Origin of the sequence: Streptomyces sp. NBC_01476 (genome assembly GCF_036227265.1) — a bacterium.
Classification (GTDB): Bacteria; Actinomycetota; Actinomycetes; order Streptomycetales; family Streptomycetaceae; genus Actinacidiphila.
The window spans coordinates 4869353-4892875 of record NZ_CP109446.1 but is presented as its reverse complement, the minus strand read 5'-3'; the positions used below and the strand labels follow the sequence as shown (position 1 = coordinate 4892875).

The following is a 23523-nucleotide window of genomic DNA, read 5'->3' as shown; positions in this document are numbered from 1 at the left end:
GAGGGGACCCGGGCAGCGGCGCGGAACGGGGTGCGGCCGGCACCGCCGCTCAGCGGATGAAGACGCCTGCCTTGTCGGCCAGATCGAGGAAGTACTGGGGGGCCAGGCCCAGCACGAGGGTGACGGCCACACCGAGGGCGATGGCCGTGGAGGTGAAGGCGCTCGGCACGGCCACCGAGGGCCCGTCCGGCTTCGGCTCGCTGAAGAACATCAGCACGATCACCCGGACGTAGAAGAACGCCGCGACCGCGGAGGAGATCACACCGACGATGACCAGCGGCATCGCGCCGCCCTCCGCCGCCGCCTTGAACACCGCGAACTTCCCCGCGAAGCCCGACGTCAGCGGAATACCGGCGAAGGCGAGCAGGAAGACCGCGAAGACCGCCGCCACCAGCGGCGACCGCCGTCCCAGACCGGCCCAGCGGGACAGGTGCGTCGCCTCACCGTTCGCGTCACGCACCAGCGTCACCACCGCGAAGGCGCCCAGCGTCACGAAGGAGTAGGCCGCCAGGTAGAAGAGGACCGACGACACCCCGTCCTGGTTCGTGGCGATGACGCCGGCGAGGATGAACCCCGCGTGCGCGATCGACGAGTACGCCAGCAGCCGCTTCACATCGGTCTGGGTCACCGCGATGACCGCGCCGATCACCATCGTCAGGATGGCGACGCCCCACATGACGGGCCGCCAGTCCCACCGCATGCCGGGCAGCACCACGTACAGCAGCCGCAGCAGGGCGCCGAACGCGGCGACCTTCGTGGCCGCCGCCATGAAGCCGGTGACCGGCGTCGGCGCGCCCTGGTAGACGTCCGGAGTCCACATGTGGAAGGGCACCGCGCCGACCTTGAAGAGCAGTCCGACCGTGACCATGGCCAGCCCGATCAGCAGCAGCGCGTCGTTCCCGGTGGTGCTGGCCAGCGCCGGCGTCATCTTCGCGGTGCCGTCGATCACCGACGAGATCCCGGAGTAGGAGACCGTGCCGGCGTATCCGTAGAGCAGCGCGATGCCGAAGAGCAGGAAGGCCGAGGAGAAGGCGCCGAGCAGGAAGTACTTGACCGCCGCCTCCTGGGACATCAGCCGGTTGCGCCGGGCCAGCGCGCACAGGATGTACAGCGGGAGCGAGAAGACCTCAAGGGCCACGAAGAGCGTCAGCAGGTCGTTGGCGGCCGGGAAGACCAGCATGCCGCCGACCGCGAAGAGCAGCAGCGGGAAGACCTCGGTGGAGGCGAACCCGGCCCGGACGGCCGCCCGTTCCTGGTCCCCGCCGGGGACGGCGGAGCCCTGCGCGGCGAAGGAGTCGACGTGCCGGCCGTGCGCCTTGGGGTCGAGCCGGCGTTCGGCGAAGGTGAAGACCGCCACGATCGCGACCAGCAGGATGGTGCCCTGCAGGAAGAGCGCGGGCCCGTCCACCGCGACCGCGCCCATCGCCGCGATGTGCGCCTTGGTGGTGCCGTAGCCCTTCTCGGCGAGCGTGACGACGGCCGCGAACGCGGCGGCCAGCCCGACGACCGCGAGCACCACCTGCGCGGTGTACCGGGACTTCCGCGGTACGAACGCCTCGACGAGGATGCCCACCAGGGCCACGCCGAAGACGATCAGGACCGGCAGGAGCTGGGAGTACTCGATGTGCGGGGCGGGGATCTTGTCCGTGACCGGGGCCGCCGTCGTCCACAGGGTGTGGACGGCGCTCCCCGGCGCGGCGGATGCGGCTGCGCTCACTTCTTCGCCTCCAGCGGGGGCTTGGGGTCGGTCTTGTGCACGTCGGAGAGCGTGTGCTGGACCGACGGGTTGACGATGTCGGTGACCGGCTTCGGGTACACGCCGAGGAAGAGCAGCAGCGCGATCAGCGGTGCCACCACCAGGACTTCACGTGCCTTGAGGTCGGACATGCCCTCGATGCCGGCCTTCACCGGGCCGGTCATCGTCCGCTGGTACAGCACCAGGACGTAGAGGGCGGCCAGCACGATGCCGAGTGTCGCGATGATGCCCAGCACCGGGTAGCGGCTGAACGTGCCCACCAGCACCAGGAATTCGCTGACGAAAGGGGCGAGCCCCGGCAGCGACAGGGTGGCGAGGCCGCCGACCAGGAAGGTGCCGGCCAGCACCGGCGCCACTTTCTGCACCCCGCCGAAGTCCGCGATGAGCCGCGACCCGCGCCGGGTGATCAGGAAGCCGGCCACCAGCATCAGCGCGGCGGTGGAGATGCCGTGGTTGACCATGTAGAGCGTCGCGCCGCTCTGGCCCTGGCTGGTCATCGCGAAGATGCCCAGGATGATGAAGCCGAAGTGCGACACCGAGGCGTACGCGATCAGCCGTTTGATGTCGCGCTGGCCGACGGCGAGCAGGGCGCCGTAGATGATGCTGATCACCGCAAGCACCAGGATCACCGGCGTGGCCCACTTGGACGCCTCCGGGAAGAGCTGGAGGCAGAAGCGGAGCATCGCGAAGGTGCCGACCTTGTCGACCACCGCGGTGATCAGCACGGCCACCGGCGCGGTCGACTCGCCCATCGCGTTCGGCAGCCAGGTGTGCAGCGGCCACAGCGGCGCCTTCACCGCGAAGGCGAAGAAGAAGCCGAGGAAGAGCCACCGCTCGGTGGAGGTGGCCAGATCCAGCTTGCCCGAGGCGCGGGCGGCCATGATCTCCTGGAGCGAGAAGGTGCCGGTGCCGAGCTGTTTGGCGGTGGCCGCGTACAGCCCGATCACCGCGGCCAGCATGATCAGACCGCCGGCCAGGTTGTAGAGCAGGAACTTCACGGCCGCGTACGAACGCTGCCGGGCCGCCTCCTCCTCGCCGCCCGCGTGGGCGCGGTCGCCGAAGCCGCCGATGAGGAAGTACATCGGGATCAGCATGGCTTCGAAGAAGATGTAGAAGAGGAAGACGTCGGTGGACTCGAAGGAGAGCACCACCATCGCCTCGACCAGCAGGATCAGCGCGAAGAAGCCCTGGGTGGGGCGCCAGCGCCGGTTGGGGTCGGGCCCTTCGAGGGTGTCGGCGTCGTGCCAGCCGGCCATCATCACGAACGGGATCAGCAGCGCGGTGAGCGCCACCATGACGACCGCGATGCCGTCCACCCCGAGGTCGTAGCGCAGGCCGAAGCTCTTCACCCACGCGTGCGACTCGGTGAACTGGTAGCGGTCACCGCCCGGCGAGAACCGGGCCATGTTCACGATGGCGAGCACCAGGGTGCCGAGTGAGAAGGCCAGCGCCGTGTACTTGGCGGCGGTCCGCTGGGCGGCGGGCACCGCCGCCGTGACCACGGCGCCGACCGCGGGCAGGGCGGCGGTCACCGTCAGGAATGGGAACGACATGAGCTATCAGACCGCCCTCATGAGAAGAGTCGCGGCGACCAGCACCGCGGTGCCGCCGAGCATCGAGACGGCGTACGACCGTACGTAGCCGTTCTGCAGCTTGCGGAGACGGCCGGAGAGGCCGCCGACCGAGGCGGCGGTGCCGTTGACGACGCCGTCGACCAGGGAGTGGTCGAGGTAGACCAGCGAGCGGGTGAGGTGCTCGCCGCCGCGGACCAGCACGACATGGTTGAAGTCGTCCTGGAACAGGTCCCGGCGGGCGGCCTTGGTGAGCAGACTGCCGCGCGGCGCGACCGCGGGCACCGGCCGGCGGCCGTACATCAGCCAGGCGATGCCGACCCCGACGACCAGCACGACCATGGTGGCGGCGGTGACGGTGCCGGCGGAGACCGGCGAGTCGCCCTCGCTGTGTCCGGTGACCGGCTCCAGCCACTTCAGGAACGAGGAGTTGATGCTGAAGGCGGCGCCGGCGAAAACCGAGCCGATCGCCAGGATGATCATCGGGATCGTCATCGTGGAGGGCGACTCGTGCGGGTGCGGTTCGTGCCCTTCGGCGTCCGGGACCCAGCGCTTCTTGCCGAAGAAGGTCATCAGCATCACCCGGGTCATGTAGAACGCGGTGATCGCCGCGCCCAGCAGCGCGCAGGTGCCGAGGATCCAGCCCTCGCCGCCGCCCTTGGCGAAGGCGGCCTCGATGATCTTGTCCTTGGAGAAGAAGCCGGACAGCCCCGGGAAGCCGATGATCGCCAGGTAGCCGAGGCCGAAGGTGACGAAAGTGATCGGCATGACCTTGTACAGGCCGCCGTACCGCCGCATGTCGACCTCGTCGTTCATACCGTGCATGACCGAACCGGCGCCGAGGAAGAGCCCTGCCTTGAAGAAGCCGTGCGTGACCAGGTGCATGATCGCGAAGACATAGCCGATCGGGCCGAGCCCGGCCGCCATGATCATGTAGCCGATCTGCGACATCGTGGAGCCGGCCAGCGCCTTCTTGATGTCGTCCTTCGCGCAACCGACGATCGCACCGTAGAGGAGCGTGACCGCGCCGACGGTGACCACCGCCGTCTGCGCGTCGGGCGCCGCGTTGAAGATCGCCCCGGACCGGGTGATCAGATACACGCCCGCGGTCACCATGGTCGCCGCGTGGATCAGGGCGGAGACCGGGGTCGGGCCCTCCATCGCGTCGCCGAGCCAGGACTGCAGCGGCACCTGGGCCGACTTGCCGCAGGCGGCCAGCAGCAGCATGAAGCCGATACCGGTGATCGTCGCGTGCTGGGCGCTGGGCGCCCGGCCGACGGCCGGCAGCACATCGCCGAAGGCGAAGGAGCCGAAGGTGGTGAACATCAGCATGATCGCCACCGACAGGCCGATGTCGCCGACCCGGTTGACCAGGAACGCCTTCTTCGCCGCGGTCGCCGCGCTCGGCTTGTGCTGCCAGAACCCGATCAGCAGGTACGAGGCGAGGCCGACGCCCTCCCAGCCGGCGTAGAGCAGCAGGTAGTTGTCGGCGAGCACCAGCAGCAGCATCGCGGCGAGGAAGAGGTTGAGGTAGCCGAAGAACCGCCGGCGCCGCTCGTCCTCCTTCATGTAGCCGATCGAGTAGATGTGGATCAGCGTGCCCACACCGGTGATCAGCAGCACGAACGTCATCGACAACTGGTCCAGCTGGAAGCCGACGTCGGCCCGGAAGCCTTCGACCGGCACCCAGGTGAACAGGTGCGAGTGCAGCGCGCGGGCGTCCGCGTCCTTGCCCAGCATGTCGGCGAAGAGCACCGCACCGAAGACGAAGGACACCAGCGCGAGCAGGGTGCCGAGCAGGTGGCCGGTGCGGTCGAGCCGCCGGCCGCCGGTCAGCAGGACGGCCGCGCCGAGCAGCGGCGCCGCGATCACAAGGCCGATCAGGGTTTCCACTGTCCGCAGCCCCTCTACAGCTTCATCAGATTGGCGTCGTCGACCGAGGCCGAGTGGCGCGAACGGAAGATCGACACGATGATCGCGAGTCCCACCACGACCTCGGCGGCGGCCACCACCATCGTGAAGAAGGCGATCACCTGCCCGTCGAGGTTGCCGTGCAGCCGCGAGAAGGTGACGAACGCCAGGTTGCAGGCGTTCAGCATCAGCTCGATGCACATGAAGACCACGATGGCGTTCTTCCGGATCAGCACCCCTGCCGCACCGATGGTGAACAACAGAGCCGACAGGTACAGGTAGTTGGCGGGATTCACTTGGCGCCCTCCTCGGCCCGGTCGGCGTCCCTGACCCGGTCGGCCGCACGGTCGGTGTCCTCACGTTCCAGCAGCACCGGCCGCTCCGGTTCGTCCCGCTCCAGCCACTCCTCCGAGCGCTGTTCCAGTGCCGCCAGCCGGCGCATCGCGTCGTCGGACACATCGCGGATCTGGCCGCGCCGGCGCAGCGTGGTGCTGACCGACAGCTCGGAGATGGTGCCGTCCGGCAGCAGCGCCGGGATGTCCACCGCGTTGTGCCGGGCGTAGGTGCCCGGCGCGGGCAGCGGCGTGACCTGCAGTCCGGCGCGCACGCGGGCCTCGGCCTGCTGACGCTGCGTCTGGCGCTCCTCGGTGCGCTCCCGGTGGGTGAGCACCATCGCGCCGATCGCCGCGGTGATCAGCAGGGCGCCGGTGATCTCGAACGCCCACACGTAGTTGGTGAAGAGCAGCTTCGCCAGGCCCTGGACGTTGCCGCCGGCCTGGGCGTTGGCCTGGCCGGTGCCGGTGAAGGTGTCAAGCGAGGCGTTGGCGATGCCGGCGATCAGCAGGATGCCGAAGCCGAGCCCGCAGAGCGCGGCCATCCACCGCTGGCCCTTGAGCGTCTCCTTGAGGGAGTCGGCGGCGGTGATGCCGACCAGCATGACCACGAAGAGGAAGAGCATCATGATCGCGCCGGTGTAGACGACGATCTGTACGACGCCCAGGAAGTAGGCGCCCTGGGCGAGGTAGAACACCGCGAGGATGATCATGGTGCCGGCCAGCGACAGCGCGCTGTGCACGGACTTCTTCATCAGCACCGTGCCGAGCGCGCCCAGCACCGCCACCACGGCGAGGATCCAGAACTGGACCGCCTCGCCGGTGGAGGTCTGGGACGCGGCGGTGATCGTGTTCATACTTCCTCCCCGGTTCCGGCCGGCGCGGAGCCGCCGGGCGCCGGTACGACCTCGGGCGCGGGCGCGTCGACGGACTCATCCGGCTTCTCGCCCTTGGAGACCGCCACCTGCCGTACGGTCCCGGGCGCCGCCTCGGTCACCGCGCCGCGGTAGTAGTCGCCCTCGTCCATGCCCGGGAAGATCGAGTGCGGCGACTCGACCATGCCCTCCTCCAGGCCGGCCAGCAGCTGCTCCTTGGTGAAGATCAGCGACTCGCGGGTCCGGTCGGCGAGTTCGTACTCGTTGGTCATCGTCAGGGCCCGGGTCGGGCACGCCTCGATGCACAGGCCGCACAGGATGCAGCGGGCGTAGTTGATCTGGTAGACGCGGCCGTACCGCTCACCGGGGGAGTACCGCTCCTCCTCGGTGTTGTCCGCGCCTTCCACGTAGATCGCGTCGGCCGGGCAGGCCCAGGCGCACAGTTCGCAGCCGATGCACTTCTCCAGGCCGTCCGGGTGCCGGTTGAGCTGGTGGCGCCCGTGGAACCGGGGTGCGGTCGGCTTCTTGTACTCCGGGTACTGCTCGGTCAGCCGCTTCTTGAACATGGCCTTGAAGGTCACGCCGAAGCCTGCGACCGGACCAAGGAACTCAGGCATCGCCGTCCTCCTCCTTCTCCGTGCCGGCGGATTGCGTGCCGGACGGGCCTGATGCGCCCACGAGTTGGGGCTGCGCCCGGCTGGGGCGCCGCGGCACCCGCTCCGCCTGCTGTCCCGGCAGCGGTGGTACGGGGAAACCACCGGCCATCGGGTCGAACCGTTCCGGTGGCGCGAGCGCGCCGCCGCTGCCCTTCTTCTTCTCGTCGCGGTCCCTGAAGAGGTCGACCAGCAGCGAGATCAGCAGCAGCACGAGCACCGCGCCGGCCACATAGAGGACGATCCTGGTGAAGCTGTAGTCCTCGTTGCGCATCGCGCGGACCGCGGCCACCAGCATCAGCCAGACCATGGAGACCGGGATGAGCACCTTCCAGCCGAGCTTCATCAGCTGGTCGTAGCGGACCCGGGGCAGGGTGCCGCGCAGCCAGATGAAGAAGAAGAGCAGCAACTGGACCTTGATGACGAACCAGAGCATCGGCCACCAGCCGTGGTTCGCTCCCTCCCAGAAGGTGCTGACCGGCCAGGGGGCCCGCCAGCCGCCGAGGAAGAGGGTGGTGGCGACCGCGGAGACGGTCACCATGTTGACGTACTCGGCGAGCATGAAGAGCGCGAACTTGATCGAGCTGTACTCGGTGTTGAAGCCGCCGACCAGGTCGCCCTCGGACTCGGGCATGTCGAAGGGGGCGCGGTTGGTCTCGCCGATCATCGTGCAGATGTAGATCAGGAACGACACCGGCAGCAGGATCACGTACCAGCGGTCGTGCTGTGCCTGGACGATGGTCGAGGTCGACATCGAGCCGGAGTAGAGGAACACCGCCGCGAAGGACAGGCCCATCGCGATCTCGTAGGAGATCATCTGGGCCGACGCGCGCAGGCCGCCGAGCAGCGGGTAGGTGGAGCCGGACGACCAGCCGGCCAGCACGATGCCGTAGATGCCGACCGACGCGGTGGCCAGGATGAAGAGGATGCCGATCGGCAGGTCGGTGAGCTGCAGCGCGGTGCGCTGGCCGAAGATGGAGACCTCGTTGTCGGCCGGGCCGAAGGGGATCACCGCGAAGGACATGAAGGCGGGGATCGCCGCGACGATCGGCGCGAGGATGAACACCACCTTGTCCGCCCGCTTGACCAGCAGGTCCTCCTTCAGCATCAGCTTGACGCCGTCGGCGAGCGACTGGAGCATGCCCCACGGGCCGTGCCGGTTGGGGCCGATGCGCAACTGCATCCATGCGACGACCTTGCGCTCCCACACGATGGAGAAGAGCACGGTCAGCATCGCGAAGGCGAAGCAGAAGACGGCCTTGAGGATGATCAGCCACCACACGTCGTTCCCGAAGAACGACAGGTTCTCGGTGGTGGCCGCGAGCGACACTCTCATGACTGTGCCTCCGCACACTTGGCCGCCGCGACGCAGTGCGGCCGCGAGGGGCTGGTCGGGCGGCGCCGGGCCGGCCTCAGGACGTTCATTCGGCCACCTCCGGGCGGATGCCGACGACCTGTCCGGGGCGGACGCCGGTGTCGGACGCCACGCCGCCTCCGGCCGAGTTGAGCGGCAGCCACACCACCCGGTCCGGCATCGGGGTGACGGCCAGCGGCAGCGTGACGATGCCCGCCGGGCCGCTGACGGTCAGCGGTTCGCCGTCGGTGGCGCCGACCTCCGCGGCCGTGGTGGCCGAGATGCGGGCGACGGCCGCGTGCCGGGTGTCGGCGAGCGCGTCGTCGCCCTGCTGCAGCAGGCCCTGGTCGAGCAGCAGCCGGTGTCCGGCGAGCACCGCCTGACCGGACTCGGGCCGCGGCAGCGGTACGGACGTCTCGGCCGGCCCGTCGGCGTACGTGCCCGACCAGCCGGAGAGGCGGTCGAGTTCGGCGCGCGCCTGCCGTACCTCGGACAGGCCAAGCGCCACATCGAGGGCGTCGGCGAGCATCGTCAGCACCCGGGCGTCCGGCAGCTGGTGCCGGGTGGTCGCCTGGTCCGGCTTGATCGCGGCCTCGAACGGCCGCATTCTGCCCTCCCAGTTGAGGAAGGCACCGGACTTCTCGACCACCGCGGCGACCGGCAGCACCACATCGGCGCGCTCGGTGACCTCGCTGGGCCGCTGCTCCAGGCTGACCAGGAAGCCCACCGCGTCCAGGGCCTGCCGGGCCCTGGCCGGGTCCGGCAGGTCGGCCACCTCGACGCCGCCGACGACGAGTGCGGCCAGTTCGCCGGTCGCCGCCGCCTCGATGATCTGACCGGTGTCCCGGCCGAACCGGGTGGGCAGCGTGGGCAGGCCCCAGATCCGGGCCACCTCGTCGCGGCCCCGCGGGTCGGTGACCGGCCGGCCGCCGGGCAGCAGCCCGGGCAGCGCGCCCGCCTCGACCGCGCCCCGCTCGCCGGCCCGGCGCGGGACCCAGGCCAGTTTCGCGCCGGTCGCGGTGGCCAGCCGGAGCGCCGCGGTCAGCGCGCCGGGCACCGCGGCCAGCCGCTCGCCGACCAGGATCACCGAGCCCTCGGCGCGCAGCGCCTCGCCCGCCAGCTGTCCTGCCTCGTCCAGGCCCACACCGCCGGCCAGCGCGTCCAGCCACTCCGGTTCGGTGCCGGGAGCCGCCGGCAGCAGGATGCCGCCGGCCTTCTCCAGGCCGCGGGTGGTGTGCGTGGCGAGCGCGTAGGTCTGCTGCTTGAACTTGCGGTGCGCCTTGCGCAGCCGCAGGAAGACCCCGGGGGCCTCCTCTTCGGCCTCAAGTCCGGCGAGCAGGACGGCCGGTGCCTTCTCCAGCAGCCGGTTGGTGATCGCCGGTCCGCCCCCGCGCGGGGTGCCGCCCAGGTCGACGCCCCGTCCGGCGACCGCGGCGGCCAGGAAGTCGGCCTCCTCGGCGGAGTGGGCGCGGGCCCGGAAGTCCACGTCGTTGGTGCCGAGCACCACCCGGGCGAACTTCGCGTAGGCGTAGGAGTCCTCGATGGTGAGCCGGCCCCCGGTCAGCACCGCCGCCCGGCCGTGCGCCGCGGTCAGCCCGGCCGCCGCGGCGGCCAGCGCCTCGGTCCAGGAGGCGGCGACCAGTTCACCCTCGGCGTTGCGGACCAGCGGGTGCGCGATCCGGTCCGGCCGCTGCGCGTACCGGAAGCCGAAGCGGCCCTTGTCGCACAGCCACTCCTCATTGACCTCCGGGTCGTTGCCGGCCAGCCGCCGCATCACCTTGCCGCGGCGGTGGTCGGTCCTGGTGGCGCAGCCGCCTGCGCAGTGCTCGCACACCGACGGCGACGACACCAGGTCGAACGGCCGGGAGCGGAAGCGGTACGCGGCCGAGGTGAGCGCGCCCACCGGGCAGATCTGGATGGTGTTGCCGGAGAAGTACGACTCGAAGGGGTCGCCCTCGCCGATGCCGACCTGCTGCAGCGCCCCGCGCTCCAGCAGCTCGATCATCGGGTCGCCGGCGATCTGCTGGCTGAAGCGGGTGCAGCGCGCGCAGAGCACGCACCGCTCGCGGTCCAGCAGCACCTGCGCCGAGATCGGCACCGGCTTCTCGTAGGTGCGCTTCTTGCCCTCGAACCGGGAGTCCGGGTCGCCGACCGCCATCGCCTGGTTCTGCAGCGGGCACTCGCCGCCCTTGTCGCAGACCGGGCAGTCCAGCGGGTGGTTGATCAGCAGCAGCTCCATCACCCCGCGCTGCGCCTTCTTGGCGACCGGCGAGGAGAGCTGGGTGGAGATCACCATCCCGTCGGTGCAGGTGATGGTGCAGGAGGCGACGGGCTTGCGCTGCCCCTCGATCTCCACGATGCACTGGCGGCAGGCGCCGACCGGGTCGAGCAGCGGGTGGTCGCAGAAGCGCGGCACCTCGATGCCGAGCATTTCGGCGGCCCTGATGACCAAGGTGCCCTTGGGGACGGAGATCGCGATGCCGTCGATGGTGACGGCGATCAGATCGTCCGGGGGCACCGCCGCCCCTCCTCCGGAGGGTGCGCTGGTAGTGACAGTCACGCGTGGGCCTCCGTACGGGACTTGTCGGCCCAGGCGGTGGAGCGGGCCGGGTCGAAGGGGCAGCCCTTGCGCTCGATGTGCTCCTCGTACTCCGCGCGGAAGTACTTGAGCGAGGAGAAGATCGGGGCGGCGGCGCCGTCGCCGAGCGCGCAGAAGGACTTGCCGTTGATGTTGTCGGCGATGTCGTTGAGCTTGTCGAGGTCTTCCGGCCGGCCCTTGCCGGCCTCGATGTCACGGAGCAGCTGGACCAGCCAGTAGGTGCCCTCACGGCACGGGGTGCATTTGCCGCACGACTCGTGGGCGTAGAACTCGGTCCACCGGGTGACGGCCCGCACCACGCAGGTCGTCTCGTCGAAGCACTGGAGTGCCTTGGTGCCGAGCATCGAACCGGCCGCGCCGACCCCTTCGTAGTCGAGGGGGACGTCGAGGTGCTCGTCGGTGAACATCGGGGTGGAGGAGCCGCCGGGGGTCCAGAACTTCAGCTGGTGCCCGGGGCGCATCCCGCCGCTCATGTCGAGGAGCTGCCGCAGCGTGATGCCGAGCGGCGCCTCGTACTGGCCGGGGCGGGCGACGTGGCCGGAGAGCGAGTAGAGGGTGAAGCCGGGGGACTTCTCGCTGCCCATCGACTTGAACCACTCCTTCCCGCGCTGCAGGATCGCGGGAACCGAGGCGATGGACTCCACGTTGTTCACCACGGTGGGGCAGGCGTAGAGCCCCTCCACGGCGGGGAAGGGCGGCCGGAGCCTCGGCTGGCCGCGCCGGCCCTCCAGGGAGTCCAGCAGCGCGGTCTCCTCACCGCAGATGTAGGCGCCGGCGCCGGCGTGCACGGTGAGTTCCAGGTCGAAGCCGCTGCCCTTGATGTCCTTGCCGAGGTAACCGGCCTCGTATGCCTCGCGGACCGCTTCGTGCAGCCGGCGCAGCACCGGGACCACCTCACCGCGGAGGTAGATGAAAGCGTGGCTGGAGCGGATCGCGTAGCAGGCGATCACGATGCCCTCGATGAGCGCGTGCGGATTGGCGAAGAGCAGCGGGATGTCCTTGCAGGTCCCGGGCTCGGACTCGTCCGCGTTGACCACGAGGTAGTGCGGCTTGCCGTCGCCCTGCGGGATGAACTGCCACTTCATCCCGGTGGGGAAACCGGCGCCGCCACGGCCGCGCAGCCCGGCGTCCTTCACATAGGCGATCAGGTCGTCGGGGGCCATGGCGAGCGCCTTGGTCAGCCCCTCGTAACCCTCGTGCCTGCGGTAGGTGTCGAGCGTCCATGACCGCGGGTCGTCCCAGAACGCCGACAGTACGGGCGCGAGCAGCTTCTCTGCCGGTTCGACCGTCATCACTCGCCCTCCTCGGTGGCACTGCTGTTGCGGGGCTCACGGGCGGAGGCGCCACCGCCGGCGGCGGGGGGCTCGGCGACCGCGTCCGAGGGATGCGCCGGGTCGGACGCCGCGGTCTGCGCGGGCGCGTCGTGCGAGCTGGCGTGCTCGGCGGGCGACGGCGAGGTCGCGGTGTCGTAGGTGCCCGCGTCGTCCTGCGGCGCGGAGCCGCGCTGGCCGACCACCCGGGCCGCGGTCGCGTCCCCGCGGTGCAGCTTCAGCCCGGCCAGCGAGGCGGGACCGGCGCCGCCGGAGGCCTCGTTGGCGCCTTCGCGCTCGTCGGGGAAGCCGGCCAGGATGCGGGCGGTCTCCTTGTACGAGCAGAGCGGGGCGCCGCGGGTGGGGCGGACCTCGCGGCCGGCGATCAGGTCGTCCACGAGCTGCTTGGCGGACTGCGGGGTCTGGTTGTCGAAGAACTCCCAGTTGATCATCACCACGGGGGCGAAGTCGCAGGCCGCGTTGCACTCGATGTGTTCGAGGGTGACCTTGCCGTCCTCGGTGGTCTCGTCGTTGCCGACGCCGAGGTGCTGCTTGAGCTCGTCGAAGATCGCGTCGCCGCCCATCACCGCGCACAGCGTGTTGGTGCAGACCCCGACCTGGTAGTCGCCCGAGGGCTTGCGCCGGTACATCGTGTAGAAGGTGGCGACCGCGGTCACCTCGGCGGTGGTGAGGTCCAGTTGCTCGGCGCAGAACCGGATGCCGGTGCGGGAGACGAACCCTTCCTCCGACTGCACCAGGTGCAGCAGCGGCAGCAGGGCGCTGCGCGAGCCGGGATAGCGGGCGATCACCTCCTTTGCGTCGGTCTCCAGCCGGGCCCGGACGTCGGCCGGGAAGTCGGGCGCGGGCAGCTCGGGGATACCCAGGACCACGTCGGTCATCGGTCGACACCTCCCATCACGGGGTCGATGGATGCCACCGCGACGATGACGTCGGCGACCTGGCCGCCTTCGCACATCGCGGCCATGCTCTGCAGGTTGGTGAAGGAGGGGTCCCGGAAGTGGACCCGGTAGGGGCGCGTGCCGCCGTCGCTGACCACGTGCACCCCCAGCTCGCCCTTGGCGGACTCCACCGAGGAGTACGCCTGGCCCGGCGGGACCCGGAATCCCTCGGTGACGAGCTTGAAGTGGTGGATCAGGGCCTCCATCGAGGTGCCCATGATCTGCTTGATGTGGTCGAGGGAGTTGCCCATGCCGTCCGGGCCGAGGGCCAGTTGGGCCGGCCAGGCGATCTTCTTGTCCGCGACCATCACCGGTCCCGGCGCCAGCCGGTCCAGGCACTGTTCGACGATCCGCAGGCTCTCGCGCATCTCCTGCAGCCGGACCAGGAAGCGGCCGTAGGAGTCACAGGTGTCGGCGGTCGGGATATCGAAGTCGTAGGTCTCGTAACCGCAGTACGGGTCGGCCTTGCGCAGGTCGTGCGGCAGTCCTGCGGCCCGCAGGATCGGGCCGGTGGCGCCGAGCGCCATGCAGCCGGTCAGGTCCAGGTAACCGACGTCCTGCATCCGGCCCTTGAAGATCGGGTTGCCGGTGGCGAGCTTGTCGTACTCCGGCAGGTTCTTGCGGAACTTCTTCACGAATTCCCGCACCTGGTCCACCGCGCCGGGCGGCAGGTCCTGGGCGAGGCCGCCGGGCCGGACGTAGGCGTGGTTCATCCGCAGGCCGGTGACCAGTTCGAAGATGTCCAGGATCATCTCGCGGTCACGGAAGCCGTAGATCATGATCGTGGTGGCGCCCAGCTCCATGCCGCCGGTGGCGATGGCGACCAGGTGCGAGGAGATCCGGTTGAGCTCCATCAGCAGCACCCGGATCACGGTGGCCCGGTCCGGGATCTGGTCGGTGATGCCGAGCAGCTTCTCCACGGCCAGGCAGTACGCCGTCTCGTTGAACAGCGGCGTCAGGTAGTCCATGCGCGTCACGAAGGTGGACCCCTGGGTCCACGTCCGGAACTCCATGTTCTTCTCGATGCCGGTGTGCAGATAGCCGATGCCGGAGCGGGCCTCGGTGACCGTCTCGCCGTCGATCTCCAGGATCAGCCGCAGCACACCGTGGGTGGACGGGTGCTGCGGGCCCATGTTGACGATGATCCGCTCGTCGTCGGAGCGGCCGACGGTCTCGGCGAGTTCGTCCCAGTCGCCGCCGGTGACCGTGAAGACCCGGCCCTCGGTGGTCTCCCGCTCCTCTGCCTGGGCGGGCGCGTGGGGGGTGCTCTGTGTGCTGCTCATCAGCTGTACGACCTCCGCTGGTCGGGAGCCGGGATCTGGGCGCCCTTGTACTCGACGGGGATGCCGCCGAGCGGGTAGTCCTTGCGCTGCGGGTGGCCGGGCCAGTCGTCCGGCATCATGATCCGGGTCAGCGCCGGGTGGCCGTCGAAGACGATCCCGAAGAAGTCGTACGTCTCGCGCTCGTGCCAGTCGTTGGTCGGGTACACCGCGACCAGCGACGGGATGTGCGGGTCGGCGTCGGAGACGCTGACCTCCAGCCGGATCAGCCGGGTGTGGGTGATCGACCGCAGGTGGTAGACGGCATGCAGCTCGCGGCCCTGGTCGCCGGGGTAGTGCACGCCGCTGACGCCGGTGCACAGTTCGAAGCGGAGCGCGGGGTCGTCGCGGAGCGTCCTGGCGACGGTGACGAGGTGTTCGCGGGCGATGTGGAAGGTGAGCTCGCCGCGGTCCACCACGGTCTTCTCGATCGCCTCGGCCGGCGGCAGGCCCTGCTCGTCCAGCGCGCCTTCCAGCTCGTCGGCGATCTCGTCGAAGGGGTCGCCGTACGGCCGTGAGCTCGCGCCGGGCAGCCGGACGGTACGGACCAGGCCGCCGTAACCGGAGGTGTCGCCGCCGTTGTTGGCACCGAACATGCCGTGCCGGACACCGATCACCTCCCCGGCACCCTCCGTGCGCTGCCCGGGCAGATTCTCACCGTTCCTGGGAGTCGCCTCACTCACCGCAGGAGCCCCTTCATCTCGATCGTGGGGAGCGCCTTCAGTGCGGCCTGCTCCGCCTCGCGGGCGGCCTCCACCTGGTTCACGCCGAGCTTGGTGTGCTGGATCTTCTCGTGCAGCTTGAGGATCGCGTCGAGCAGCATCTCCGGACGCGGCGGGCAGCCGGGCAGGTAGATGTCGACCGGCACGATGTGGTCGACGCCCTGCACGATCGCGTAGTTGTTGAACATCCCGCCGCTGGAGGCGCAGACACCCATCGAGATGACCCACTTGGGGTTCGGCATCTGGTCGTAGACCTGCCGCAGCACCGGCGCCATCTTCTGGCTCACCCGGCCCGCCACGATCATCAGGTCGGCCTGCCGCGGCGAACCGCGGAAGACCTCCATGCCGAACCGGGCCATGTCGTACCGCCCGGCGCCGGTGGTCATCATCTCGATGGCGCAGCAGGCGAGGCCGAAGGTGGCCGGGAAGACCGACGCCTTACGTACCCATCCCGCCGCGGTCTCCACCGATGTGAGCAGGAATCCGCTCGGCAGTTTCTCTTCGATACCCATGCGTTGGCTCCTGGTCCCCTTCGGTCCCCTGGTCCCGGTTCCCTAGTCCCCTGCGTCCTCTAGTCCCATTCCAGGCCGCCACGGCGCCAGACATAGGCGTAGGCGACGAAGACGGTGAGCACGAAGAGGAGCATCTCCACGAGCCCGAACATCCCCAGGCGGTCGAAGGTGACGGCCCAGGGATAGAGGAAGACGATCTCGATGTCGAAGACGATGAAGAGCATCGCCGTCAGGTAGTACTTGATCGGGAAGCGGCCGCCGCCGGCCGGCTGCGGCGTCGGCTCGATACCGCACTCGTACGCTTCCAACTTGGCCCGGTTGTACCGTTTCGGCCCGGTGATCGAGGCCATGAAAACGGAGAAGATCGCGAAGCCGGCCGCGAGACCTCCCAGCACGAGGATGGGCGCGTATGCGTTCACCGTCCCCCGCTCCTTCCAGTCGACAATGACTGCGTTGTACGGACCGTCACTTGGCGACTGCTCCTTGCCGTCGATCCGCGAAGATCGCGGCTATGTGAGGCAGTTCACAAGCCCAAGTCGCCTGCATCCTATGCCTCCCGGTCTGTGATCTGCGACACGGGGTACAGCCCGACCTTTGTGATCTCCACCACCTGGCGAACGATCATGAAGTCGGATGAGCGGTGATCATGTGGCGAATGAGCCCCAAACAATCACTTCCCGTCACAACCCCGGGTATTACCGCTGGTCAGAGGGGCGCGATCTCTATCAAGCGCTGCGTCCCAAAGGCAAATTAGCCTTGGACGTGCCCCCGTGGTAGGGCCGTCCGGCCCTGCCGACCGGCCCCGGAAACCCGGGACTTGGGGCGCGTGAACGCGTGCACGAGCGCATAAGTGACCGGTCTGGTGAAACCGGATCAAAGCGGCCGGGGGCCAAGATCGTAAAAGGGTCATTTGCTCCGTGAACACGTCAAGTGTGGCGCATCCCACCTTTGTTGAACGGAACCATTCGTTCCTGATAGCCAGGACCGCATGTCCCCGAACACACTCCGGACGCATACGTCCGAACCGCATACCGACACCCATACCCGCCGCCGACGGCACGCGGCGCCCGGTCACCCCAAGTGGGTGCGCAGGGCCGGACTCGTCGGCGGTGTCGTCAGCGCGCTCGCTCTCGGCGGCGCGGCCGCTCCGGCCATGGCCGACAACACGAACACCACCTCCCCGGCACCCGCCGCGGCGCCCCTGGCCCTCGCCGACAGCGCTCAGCTGGCCGCCGCCGCGATCGAACAGAACGCCCTCGACGCCTCGCTGGCCGCCGCCAAGGAGCGGGCCGCGGCCGAAGCGGCCGAGGACGCGGCCAAGGCGAAGAAGTCCGCCGACGCGAAGGCCGCCAAGGCCAGGGCCGCCGCTGCCGCCAAGGCGGCCAGGGAGCGTGCCGCGGCCGCTTCCCGGGCCAGTGCGCGCGCGAAGCTCACCGCCCGGCCCGCGGTGGCGTCCGCTGGGTCTGCTGGGTCCTCGTCGTCGTCCTCCGCGGCCACGCCGACCGCGACCACCACCGCGGCGTCCGCCCCCGCGTCCTCCAGCAAGGTCGACCAGCTGATCACCTTCCTCAAGGCGCAGCTCGGCAAGCCGTATGTGTACGGCGCCACCGGCCCCGGCTCGTACGACTGTTCCGGCCTCACCCAGGCCGCGTTCGCCTCGGTCGGTGTCGACCTCCCGCGGACCTCCCAGGAGCAGTCCACCGTGGGCACGCCCGTCCCGATCGGCTCCCTCCAGGCCGGCGACCTCATCTTCTGGGGCGGCGAGGGCAGCGCGTACCACGTGGGCGTTTTCATCGGCGACGGCCAGTACCTGGACGCGGCCAATCCGTCGACCCCGGTGGCGATCCACCAGCTGGCCGACTACATGCCGGACTGGGCCGTCCGCGCACTCTGAGGCCCCGCCTCGTCCGTGCCGGAGCGCATCCGCGAGCGCGGTCCCGAACCGCTCTCCCGAAGCGCGGGCACACCCACCTCACCCAACGCAGGGCGCCATGGCCTCCACCTGGGGGAAGCCACGGCGCCCTGCCGCCCGCGGTACGGTTTTATGACGCCTTTTCACCATTTCGCCTTTTCGCCGCGCCGGCCGTGAACGCCCTGGCGATCCCGGGGGGCGGCTGGCGGCCGGCGGCCGGTGTCAGGCGCGGGGGGTGATCTTGGTGAGGCCGTTGATGATGCGGTCCATCGCGTCACCGCCGGTGGGGTCGGTGAGGTTGGCCAGCAGTTTGAGGGCGAAGCGCATCAGCATGGGGTGGGTCAGGCCGCGCTGGGTGCAGAGCTGGAGCACCTTGGGGTTGCCGATGAGCTTCACGAAGGCGCGGCCCAGCGTGTAGTAGCCGCCGTAGGTTTCCTTGAGGATGCGCGGGTAGTTGGCGAGCGCCAGTTCCCGCTGCGCGTCGGTGGCCCGCGCGTGCGCCTGGGTGATGACGTCGGCGGCGAGCTGACCGGATTCCATCGCGTAGGCGATGCCCTCGCCGTTGAAGGGGTTGACCAGACCGCCCGCGTCACCGACGAGCAGCAGCCCGCGGGTGTAGTGCGGCTGGCGGTTGAAGGCCATCGGCAGGGCGGCGCCGCGGATCGGCTGGGTCATGTTCTCCGGGGTGAAGCCCCAGTCCTCCGGCATCGAGCCGACCCACGCCTTGAGCACCTCGCGCCAGTCCAGCTCGCGGAAGGCCGCGGAGGAGTTGAGGATGCCGAGGCCCACATTGGACGTACCGTCACCGAGGCCGAAGATCCAGCCGTAGCCGGGGAGTTGGCGCGGCTGCGGACCACGGCGGTCCCACAGCTCCAGCCAGGACTCCAGGTAGTCGTCCTCGTGCCGCGGCGAGGTGAAGTACGTACGGACCGCGACCCCCATCGGCCGGTCCTCCCGGCGGTGCAGCCCCATCGCCAGCGACAGCCGGGTGGAGTTGCCGTCGGCGGCGACCACCAGCGGGGCGTAGAAGGCCGCCGGGGTCTTCTCCTCGCCGAGCTTCGCCTGGACGCCGATGATCCGTCCGGTGCGCTCGTCGGTGATCGGCGCCCCGACGTTGCACCGCTCGTACAGCCGCGCGCCGGCCTTCACGGCCTGCTGGGCGAGGAGTTCGTCGAAGTCCTCCCGCTTGCGGACCAGCCCGTAGTCGGGGTACGCGGCGAGGTCCGGCCAGTCCATCTCCAGCCGCAGGCCGCCGCTGATGATCCGCAGGCCCTTGTTGCGCAGCCAGCCGGCCTCCTCGGAGATGTCGATGCCCATGCCGACGAGCTGCTTGGTGGCGCGCGGGGTGAGACCGTCACCGCACACCTTCTCCCGCGGGAACGCGGTCTTCTCCAGCAGCAGGACGTCGAGGCCGGCCTTGGCCAGGTAGTAGGCGGTCGTCGAACCGGACGGGCCGGCGCCGACGACGATCACATCGGCGCTGCGCTCGGACAGGGCGGTGTCGGTCACGGTGGGGCTCTCCCGTTTCGGCGAGGGTTGGTGCCAGATGCTGGTCCGGGCCGCTGTTGCTGCACAGCGGCAAGTGCCGAGTCTATGAGGCTACGGGGGCGGGCGCGGCGGCGCCTCTCTGTTGCTGCCGCATCCGGACCACCGGCCGGTGGCCGGTTGCTCGCGCAGTTCCTCCCCCAGACTCCGTCCGGGGGTACCCCCAGCGCCCCTGGTAAGGCACCCCCCGGGACGGGTTACGCCAGGGGGTTCGTGGCGCGGTGCAGGGCGACGATGCCGCCCGTGAGGTTGCGCCAGGCGACCTTGGACCAGCCGGCGTCCTGGAGGCGGGTGGCCAGCGCCCGCTGGTCGGGCCACGCGCGGATCGACTCCGCGAGATACACGTACGCGTCCGGGTTGCTGCTCACCTTCTCCGCGACCGGCGGCAGCGCCCGCATCAGGTACTCCGTGTAGACCGTACGGAACGGCCGCAGCGTCGGGTGGCTGAACTCGCAGATCACCAGCCGCCCGCCCGGCTTCGCCACCCGCCGCATCTCCCGCAGCGCGGCATCCGTGTCGTGCACGTTGCGCAGCGCGAAGGAGATGGTCACCGCGTCGAACACCCCGTCGGCGAACGGCAGTCGGGTCGCGTCCCCGGCGGTCAGCGGCAACTCGGGGTGGCGCTTCTTGCCCTCCCGCAGCATCCCGAGGGAGAAGTCGCACGGCACCACATCGGCGCCGGCCGCGGAGAACGGCAGCGACGACGTGGCCGTCCCCGCGCCCAGGTCCAGCACCAGCTCCCCGGCCCGTACGTCGAGCGCCTGCGCGACCGCCCGGCGCCACAGCCGGGTCTGGCCCAGCGACAGCACATCGTTCGTGAGGTCGTACTTCGCCGCCACGCCGTCGAACATCGCGGCGACTTCCTGCGGCTGCTTCTCCAATGAGGCTCGGGTCACCCTCTTACCTTATGCGGCGCCCCTCCCCCACCGGGCCGGCGGTGGCCATAAACCCCGGGCGTCAGGCACGCCGGTGGAGGAGACGCCCCGCCACAACCGTGGCCACGCAGGTGCCGTCCGGCAGCAGGACCGCCAGGTCGGCGCGGCCCCCGGCGGTGAGGTCCGCAGGCCCGGAGCCGACGGGCACCAGCAGCACCCCCAGCCGGGAGGCCGCCGCCCGCTCCGCGTCGGTGAGGTCAGGGCTGGTCAGCGCGCAGGCCCCGAGCCGCAGCACCGCGTGCACCCGCTCCCGCGCGGTGGCCGCAGCGGGCAGCGGACCGGTGTGCACCAGCCCGGCCCGCAGTGTGCCGGGCCAGGTCCGCACCCGGGCCGCGGGATACGCCGGGGTCAGTTCCCCGGCCGCACCGAGTGCGGCGATCCGGTCGCCGTCCACCAGCACCCCGCCGCCGGGCACGGCCGCCCGGCCGCCCCCTGGCAGCAGCAGGCCGGCCGTGTGCAGCGTCAGCACCCGCTACCGGTCCGCGGTGAGCAGCTTCAGCTCGGGGTGGGCGGTGCCGCCCTCGATCGCGGTGGAGGAGAGGTGGGAGACCACATGGTCGTCGACCGGGTCGTTCGCCGGGTCGTCGTGCACCACCAGGTGCTCGTACGTGGTCGCGCGCTGCGCCGGCACCCGCCCGGCCGCCCGGATCAGATGGATCAGCTCCATCCGGTTGGAGCGGTGCTTCGCGCCGGCCGAGGAGACCACGTTCTCCTCCAGCATCACCGAGCCGAGGTCGTCCGCGCCGTAGTGGAGCGAGAGCTGGCCGACCTCCTTGCCGGTGGTGAGCCAGGAGCCCTGGATATGGGCGACGTTGTCGAGGAAGATCCGGGCGATGGCGATCATCCGCAGGTACTCGAAGAGAGTGGCCTGCGTCTGGCCCTTCAGGTGGTTGTTCTCCGGCTGGTACGTGTACGGGATGAACGCCCGGAACCCGCCGGTGCGGTCCTGCACGTCACGGATCATCCGCAGGTGCTCGATCCGTTCGGCGTTCGTCTCGCCGGTGCCCATCAGCATGGTGGAGGTGGACTCGACACCGAGCCGGTGCGCGGTCTCCATGATCTCCAGCCAGCGCTCGCCGGACTCCTTCAGCGGGGCGATCGCGGTGCGGGGCCGCGCGGGCAGCAGCTCGGCGCCGGCGCCGGCGAAGGAGTCGAGCCCGGCGGCGTGGATCCGGCGGATCGCCTCCTCCGCGCTGACCCCGGAGATCCGGGACATGTGCTCGACCTCGGACGCGCCCAGCGAGTGGATCACCAGCTGCGGGAACTCCCGCTTGATCGCGGCGAAGTGCTCTTCGTAGTACTCGACGCCGTAGTCCGGGTGGTGGCCGCCCTGGAACATGATCTGGGTACCGCCGAGCTCGACCGTCTCGGCGCAGCGCCGCAGGATGTCGTCGAGGCCGCGGCTCCAGCCCTTGCCGGTGTCCTTGGGGGCCGCGTAGAACGCGCAGAACTTGCACGCCGTCACGCAGACGTTGGTGTAGTTGATGTTGCGTTCGATGATGTACGTGGCGATGTGCTCGGTGCCGGCGTACTTACGGCGGCGCACCGCGTCGGCGGCTGCGCCCAGTGCGTGCAGCGGAGCCGAACGGTAGAGGTCCAGCGCCTCCTCCGGCGTGATCCGGCCGCCTTGCGCGGCACGGTCGAGGACGGCGGCGATGTCGCTCACCGGGGAGACCGGGGAGGTCGGGGATGTCACCGGGGCGGTCCCTTCGGAGGGGGTTGATCGGACCAGGCCAGCGTACGCCAGCCGGTCCCTCGCGCTCCGAAGGGACCGCACACCCTGTGGAAAACTCGCACAGCCCCGGCGGCGGGACCGCCGGGCGACGGCGCCTCGGTCAGCCGCCGAGACCCTTGGCCAGCTGCTCGTCCGCCTGCTGGAACGCGTCGGCCGCGCTCTCCAGGAACTTCGCCATGCCGTCGAGACCCTCGATGGTCTTGGTGGCGCCGGTGTTGAACTCGCTGTACGACTGGTCGAACTGCTTCGACGACCGGTCCGTCACGTAGCCGCCGTTCACCAGGTCCTGCACGAACTTCTGGAGCGAGTGCAGCTTCTCGGTGATCTCGTGCTGGCCGGTACGCAGCTTGGTCGCCGCGTCCCTCATGTCCTGGTACGTAACGTTAACGTTAGCCATAGCGGCTTGAGCCTCTCGTTGACGTGCCGCAGGGCCGACCCCCGTGGCTCCTGAGTTGCGGACCGGTCCGATGCGTCGCCTTCAGCGGTTCGGCTGATTCATCGGATTGTCCGCGGTTGCTTCAACGTACAGGGGAGGACGTGACGGACGCAGCCCTTGGTTCCTGATAGCGGAAGGTCGACGTGACCGCGTCGAAGACGTCGAAGAACGACTCCGCCAGGTCCAGGACCGAACTGCTCCCCGCGACCAGCGCGACCTTGTCCTGGTGGCCGGGCAGCGGGATGAACGTCTGCATCAGCACCGCCCGCACGGTCCGCGAGTCACCGGGCACGCTGATGTCCTCGATCCCGTACGTCCGTGCCGCCAGGCCGGTTTCGGGGATCTCGACGGTGGTGACCTTCCGCCAGGTGTCCCCCTCGCGGGCGGCCTCCTTGGCGCGCAGCCCGGCCGCGATCGACGCCGGGTCGGCCGGCAGCAGCTGCCCCTCCGGCGTACGGGCACCGATCAGCGAGACCGTCACCGACGCGGTGAGCGGCAGGGTGTCGAAGTTCTGCGCCATGCAGCCGACGTAGACCGCGCCGCTCTCGTGCGCGTCCCTGGCCGCCTTCTTCAGGAACCGCCCGAGCACGTCGCGGTGTTCGGCCAGCGCCGGGTTCTCCCGCACCCGCTGGGCCACCATCCGCCGGACCGACTCGTCCCGGGTCGCCGGGTGCAGGTCGAACTCCCACCAGGTCACCGGCACGGTGATGGTGAAGCCCTCCCGCTCGACCGCGGCGACCCGCACCGGGGCCGTCTCCTCCTGCGGTGCGGTCACTTCCCGTCCCCTTTGCCGGCCTTGGCCAACTGGTCCGCCAGGTCCTTGTCGGCCTTCTGGATCTGCTCGACGGCGGTGTTCGCCATCTTCGACAGCCCTTCCAGCTGCCCGTCGATCTCCTTGCGGCCGTCCTTCCAGTTGTGCTCGAAGCTGTCCAGCGCGTCGGCGACCTTCCCCGAGCCCAGCTTCGCCTCGTAGGAGTCGAAGAGCTTGCGCGTCCCGTTCATCGTGGTGCGGACGGTGTCGAGGTTGTGCGCGAAGTCCTGCAGCCCGGTCAGGTCGACCGCGAGCCGGTCCGGTGTGCCACCCATC

The 23523-nt window shown here is 70.0% G+C and carries 22 protein-coding genes; 1 reads left to right on the top strand and 21 read right to left on the bottom strand.

The features are described 5' to 3' along the window. Window positions 1–49: 49 nt before the first annotated feature. From nuoN to OG552_RS21305, 14 genes are all read right to left on the bottom strand, one after another. Entirely contained in the window at window positions 50–1717 is a 1668-nt protein-coding gene (nuoN, locus tag OG552_RS21370; protein ID WP_329135305.1) for an NADH-quinone oxidoreductase subunit NuoN, read from the bottom strand. Continuing rightward, on the bottom strand, window positions 1714–3309 hold the full coding sequence (locus tag OG552_RS21365) for an NADH-quinone oxidoreductase subunit M (protein WP_329135303.1): 1596 nt from the start codon (window positions 3307–3309) through the stop codon (window positions 1714–1716). Before OG552_RS21365 ends, nuoN begins: the two co-directional genes overlap by 4 nt. 6 nt (window positions 3310–3315) lie before the next feature. Beyond that, complete coding sequence (gene nuoL, locus OG552_RS21360; RefSeq protein ID WP_329135301.1) at window positions 3316–5220, bottom strand: NADH-quinone oxidoreductase subunit L; 1905 nt, start codon at window positions 5218–5220, stop codon at window positions 3316–3318. A 14-nt stretch (window positions 5221–5234) separates the two neighbouring features. After that, a complete protein-coding gene (gene nuoK / locus OG552_RS21355; RefSeq protein WP_329135299.1) occupies window positions 5235–5534 on the bottom strand; it encodes an NADH-quinone oxidoreductase subunit NuoK in 300 nt (99 codons plus the stop codon). Beyond that, window positions 5531–6427, bottom strand: coding sequence for an NADH-quinone oxidoreductase subunit J (locus OG552_RS21350; RefSeq protein ID WP_329135297.1), 897 nt, complete (start codon window positions 6425–6427; stop codon window positions 5531–5533). The genes nuoK and OG552_RS21350 overlap by 4 nt, the downstream gene beginning before the upstream one ends. Next, window positions 6424–7062, bottom strand: a complete 639-nt coding sequence (nuoI, locus tag OG552_RS21345) for an NADH-quinone oxidoreductase subunit NuoI (protein ID WP_329135295.1) — start codon at window positions 7060–7062, stop codon at window positions 6424–6426. The genes OG552_RS21350 and nuoI overlap by 4 nt, the downstream gene beginning before the upstream one ends. Then, a complete protein-coding gene (nuoH, locus tag OG552_RS21340; RefSeq protein WP_329135293.1) occupies window positions 7055–8434 on the bottom strand; it encodes an NADH-quinone oxidoreductase subunit NuoH in 1380 nt (459 codons plus the stop codon). The genes nuoI and nuoH overlap by 8 nt, the downstream gene beginning before the upstream one ends. 85 nt (window positions 8435–8519) lie before the next feature. Continuing rightward, on the bottom strand, window positions 8520–11012 hold the full coding sequence (locus OG552_RS21335) for an NADH-quinone oxidoreductase subunit G (RefSeq protein ID WP_329135291.1): 2493 nt from the start codon (window positions 11010–11012) through the stop codon (window positions 8520–8522). Next, window positions 11009–12343, bottom strand: coding sequence for an NADH-quinone oxidoreductase subunit NuoF (gene nuoF / locus OG552_RS21330; protein WP_329135289.1), 1335 nt, complete (start codon window positions 12341–12343; stop codon window positions 11009–11011). Before nuoF ends, OG552_RS21335 begins: the two co-directional genes overlap by 4 nt. Beyond that, window positions 12343–13260 carry an NADH-quinone oxidoreductase subunit NuoE gene (gene nuoE / locus OG552_RS21325; protein ID WP_329135287.1) on the bottom strand — a complete coding sequence of 306 codons (918 nt, stop codon included), beginning with the start codon at window positions 13258–13260 and terminating at the stop codon, window positions 12343–12345. Before nuoE ends, nuoF begins: the two co-directional genes overlap by 1 nt. After that, entirely contained in the window at window positions 13257–14603 is a 1347-nt protein-coding gene (locus tag OG552_RS21320; protein ID WP_329135285.1) for an NADH-quinone oxidoreductase subunit D, read from the bottom strand. The genes nuoE and OG552_RS21320 overlap by 4 nt, the downstream gene beginning before the upstream one ends. Then, entirely contained in the window at window positions 14603–15322 is a 720-nt protein-coding gene (locus tag OG552_RS21315; RefSeq protein ID WP_329135283.1) for an NADH-quinone oxidoreductase subunit C, read from the bottom strand. Before OG552_RS21315 ends, OG552_RS21320 begins: the two co-directional genes overlap by 1 nt. Next, the gene (locus tag OG552_RS21310) at window positions 15319–15873 is read right to left on the bottom strand and encodes a NuoB/complex I 20 kDa subunit family protein (protein WP_329135281.1); all 555 of its coding nucleotides are present in this window, start codon (window positions 15871–15873) and stop codon (window positions 15319–15321) included. The genes OG552_RS21315 and OG552_RS21310 overlap by 4 nt, the downstream gene beginning before the upstream one ends. A 59-nt stretch (window positions 15874–15932) precedes the next feature. Further along, on the bottom strand, window positions 15933–16292 hold the full coding sequence (locus tag OG552_RS21305; RefSeq protein ID WP_329135279.1) for an NADH-quinone oxidoreductase subunit A: 360 nt from the start codon (window positions 16290–16292) through the stop codon (window positions 15933–15935). Between the two features lie 665 nt (window positions 16293–16957). Here OG552_RS21305 and OG552_RS21300 point away from each other — a divergent pair. Continuing rightward, the gene (locus OG552_RS21300) at window positions 16958–17767 is read left to right on the top strand and encodes a C40 family peptidase (RefSeq protein WP_329135277.1); all 810 of its coding nucleotides are present in this window, start codon (window positions 16958–16960) and stop codon (window positions 17765–17767) included. Between the two features lie 240 nt (window positions 17768–18007). Here the strand turns inward: OG552_RS21300 and OG552_RS21295 are convergent, their stop codons facing one another. The 7 genes from OG552_RS21295 to OG552_RS21265 all read right to left on the bottom strand — a co-directional run bounded on the left by OG552_RS21295 (window position 18008) and on the right by OG552_RS21265 (window position 23522). Beyond that, window positions 18008–19294 (bottom strand): geranylgeranyl reductase family protein, encoded by a 1287-nt coding sequence (locus OG552_RS21295; protein ID WP_329135274.1) that lies wholly within the window; start codon window positions 19292–19294, stop codon window positions 18008–18010. 233 nt (window positions 19295–19527) lie between these two features. Beyond that, window positions 19528–20226 (bottom strand): demethylmenaquinone methyltransferase, encoded by a 699-nt coding sequence (locus OG552_RS21290; RefSeq protein ID WP_329135273.1) that lies wholly within the window; start codon window positions 20224–20226, stop codon window positions 19528–19530. Between the two features lie 61 nt (window positions 20227–20287). Next, a complete protein-coding gene (locus OG552_RS21285; protein ID WP_329135271.1) occupies window positions 20288–20734 on the bottom strand; it encodes an imidazolonepropionase-like domain-containing protein in 447 nt (148 codons plus the stop codon). A gap of 3 nt (window positions 20735–20737) precedes the next feature. Then, window positions 20738–21961: a cyclic dehypoxanthinyl futalosine synthase gene (mqnC, locus tag OG552_RS21280; protein WP_329135269.1), complete on the bottom strand. Its 1224-nt coding sequence runs from the start codon at window positions 21959–21961 to the stop codon at window positions 20738–20740. A gap of 139 nt (window positions 21962–22100) precedes the next feature. Next, window positions 22101–22397 carry a WXG100 family type VII secretion target gene (locus OG552_RS21275; protein WP_443070990.1) on the bottom strand — a complete coding sequence of 99 codons (297 nt, stop codon included), beginning with the start codon at window positions 22395–22397 and terminating at the stop codon, window positions 22101–22103. Between the two features lie 121 nt (window positions 22398–22518). Then, complete coding sequence (locus tag OG552_RS21270; RefSeq protein ID WP_329135265.1) at window positions 22519–23211, bottom strand: hypothetical protein; 693 nt, start codon at window positions 23209–23211, stop codon at window positions 22519–22521. Beyond that, window positions 23208–23522 (bottom strand): hypothetical protein, encoded by a 315-nt coding sequence (locus tag OG552_RS21265; RefSeq protein ID WP_329135263.1) that lies wholly within the window; start codon window positions 23520–23522, stop codon window positions 23208–23210. Before OG552_RS21265 ends, OG552_RS21270 begins: the two co-directional genes overlap by 4 nt. Window position 23523: the final 1 nt, after the last annotated feature.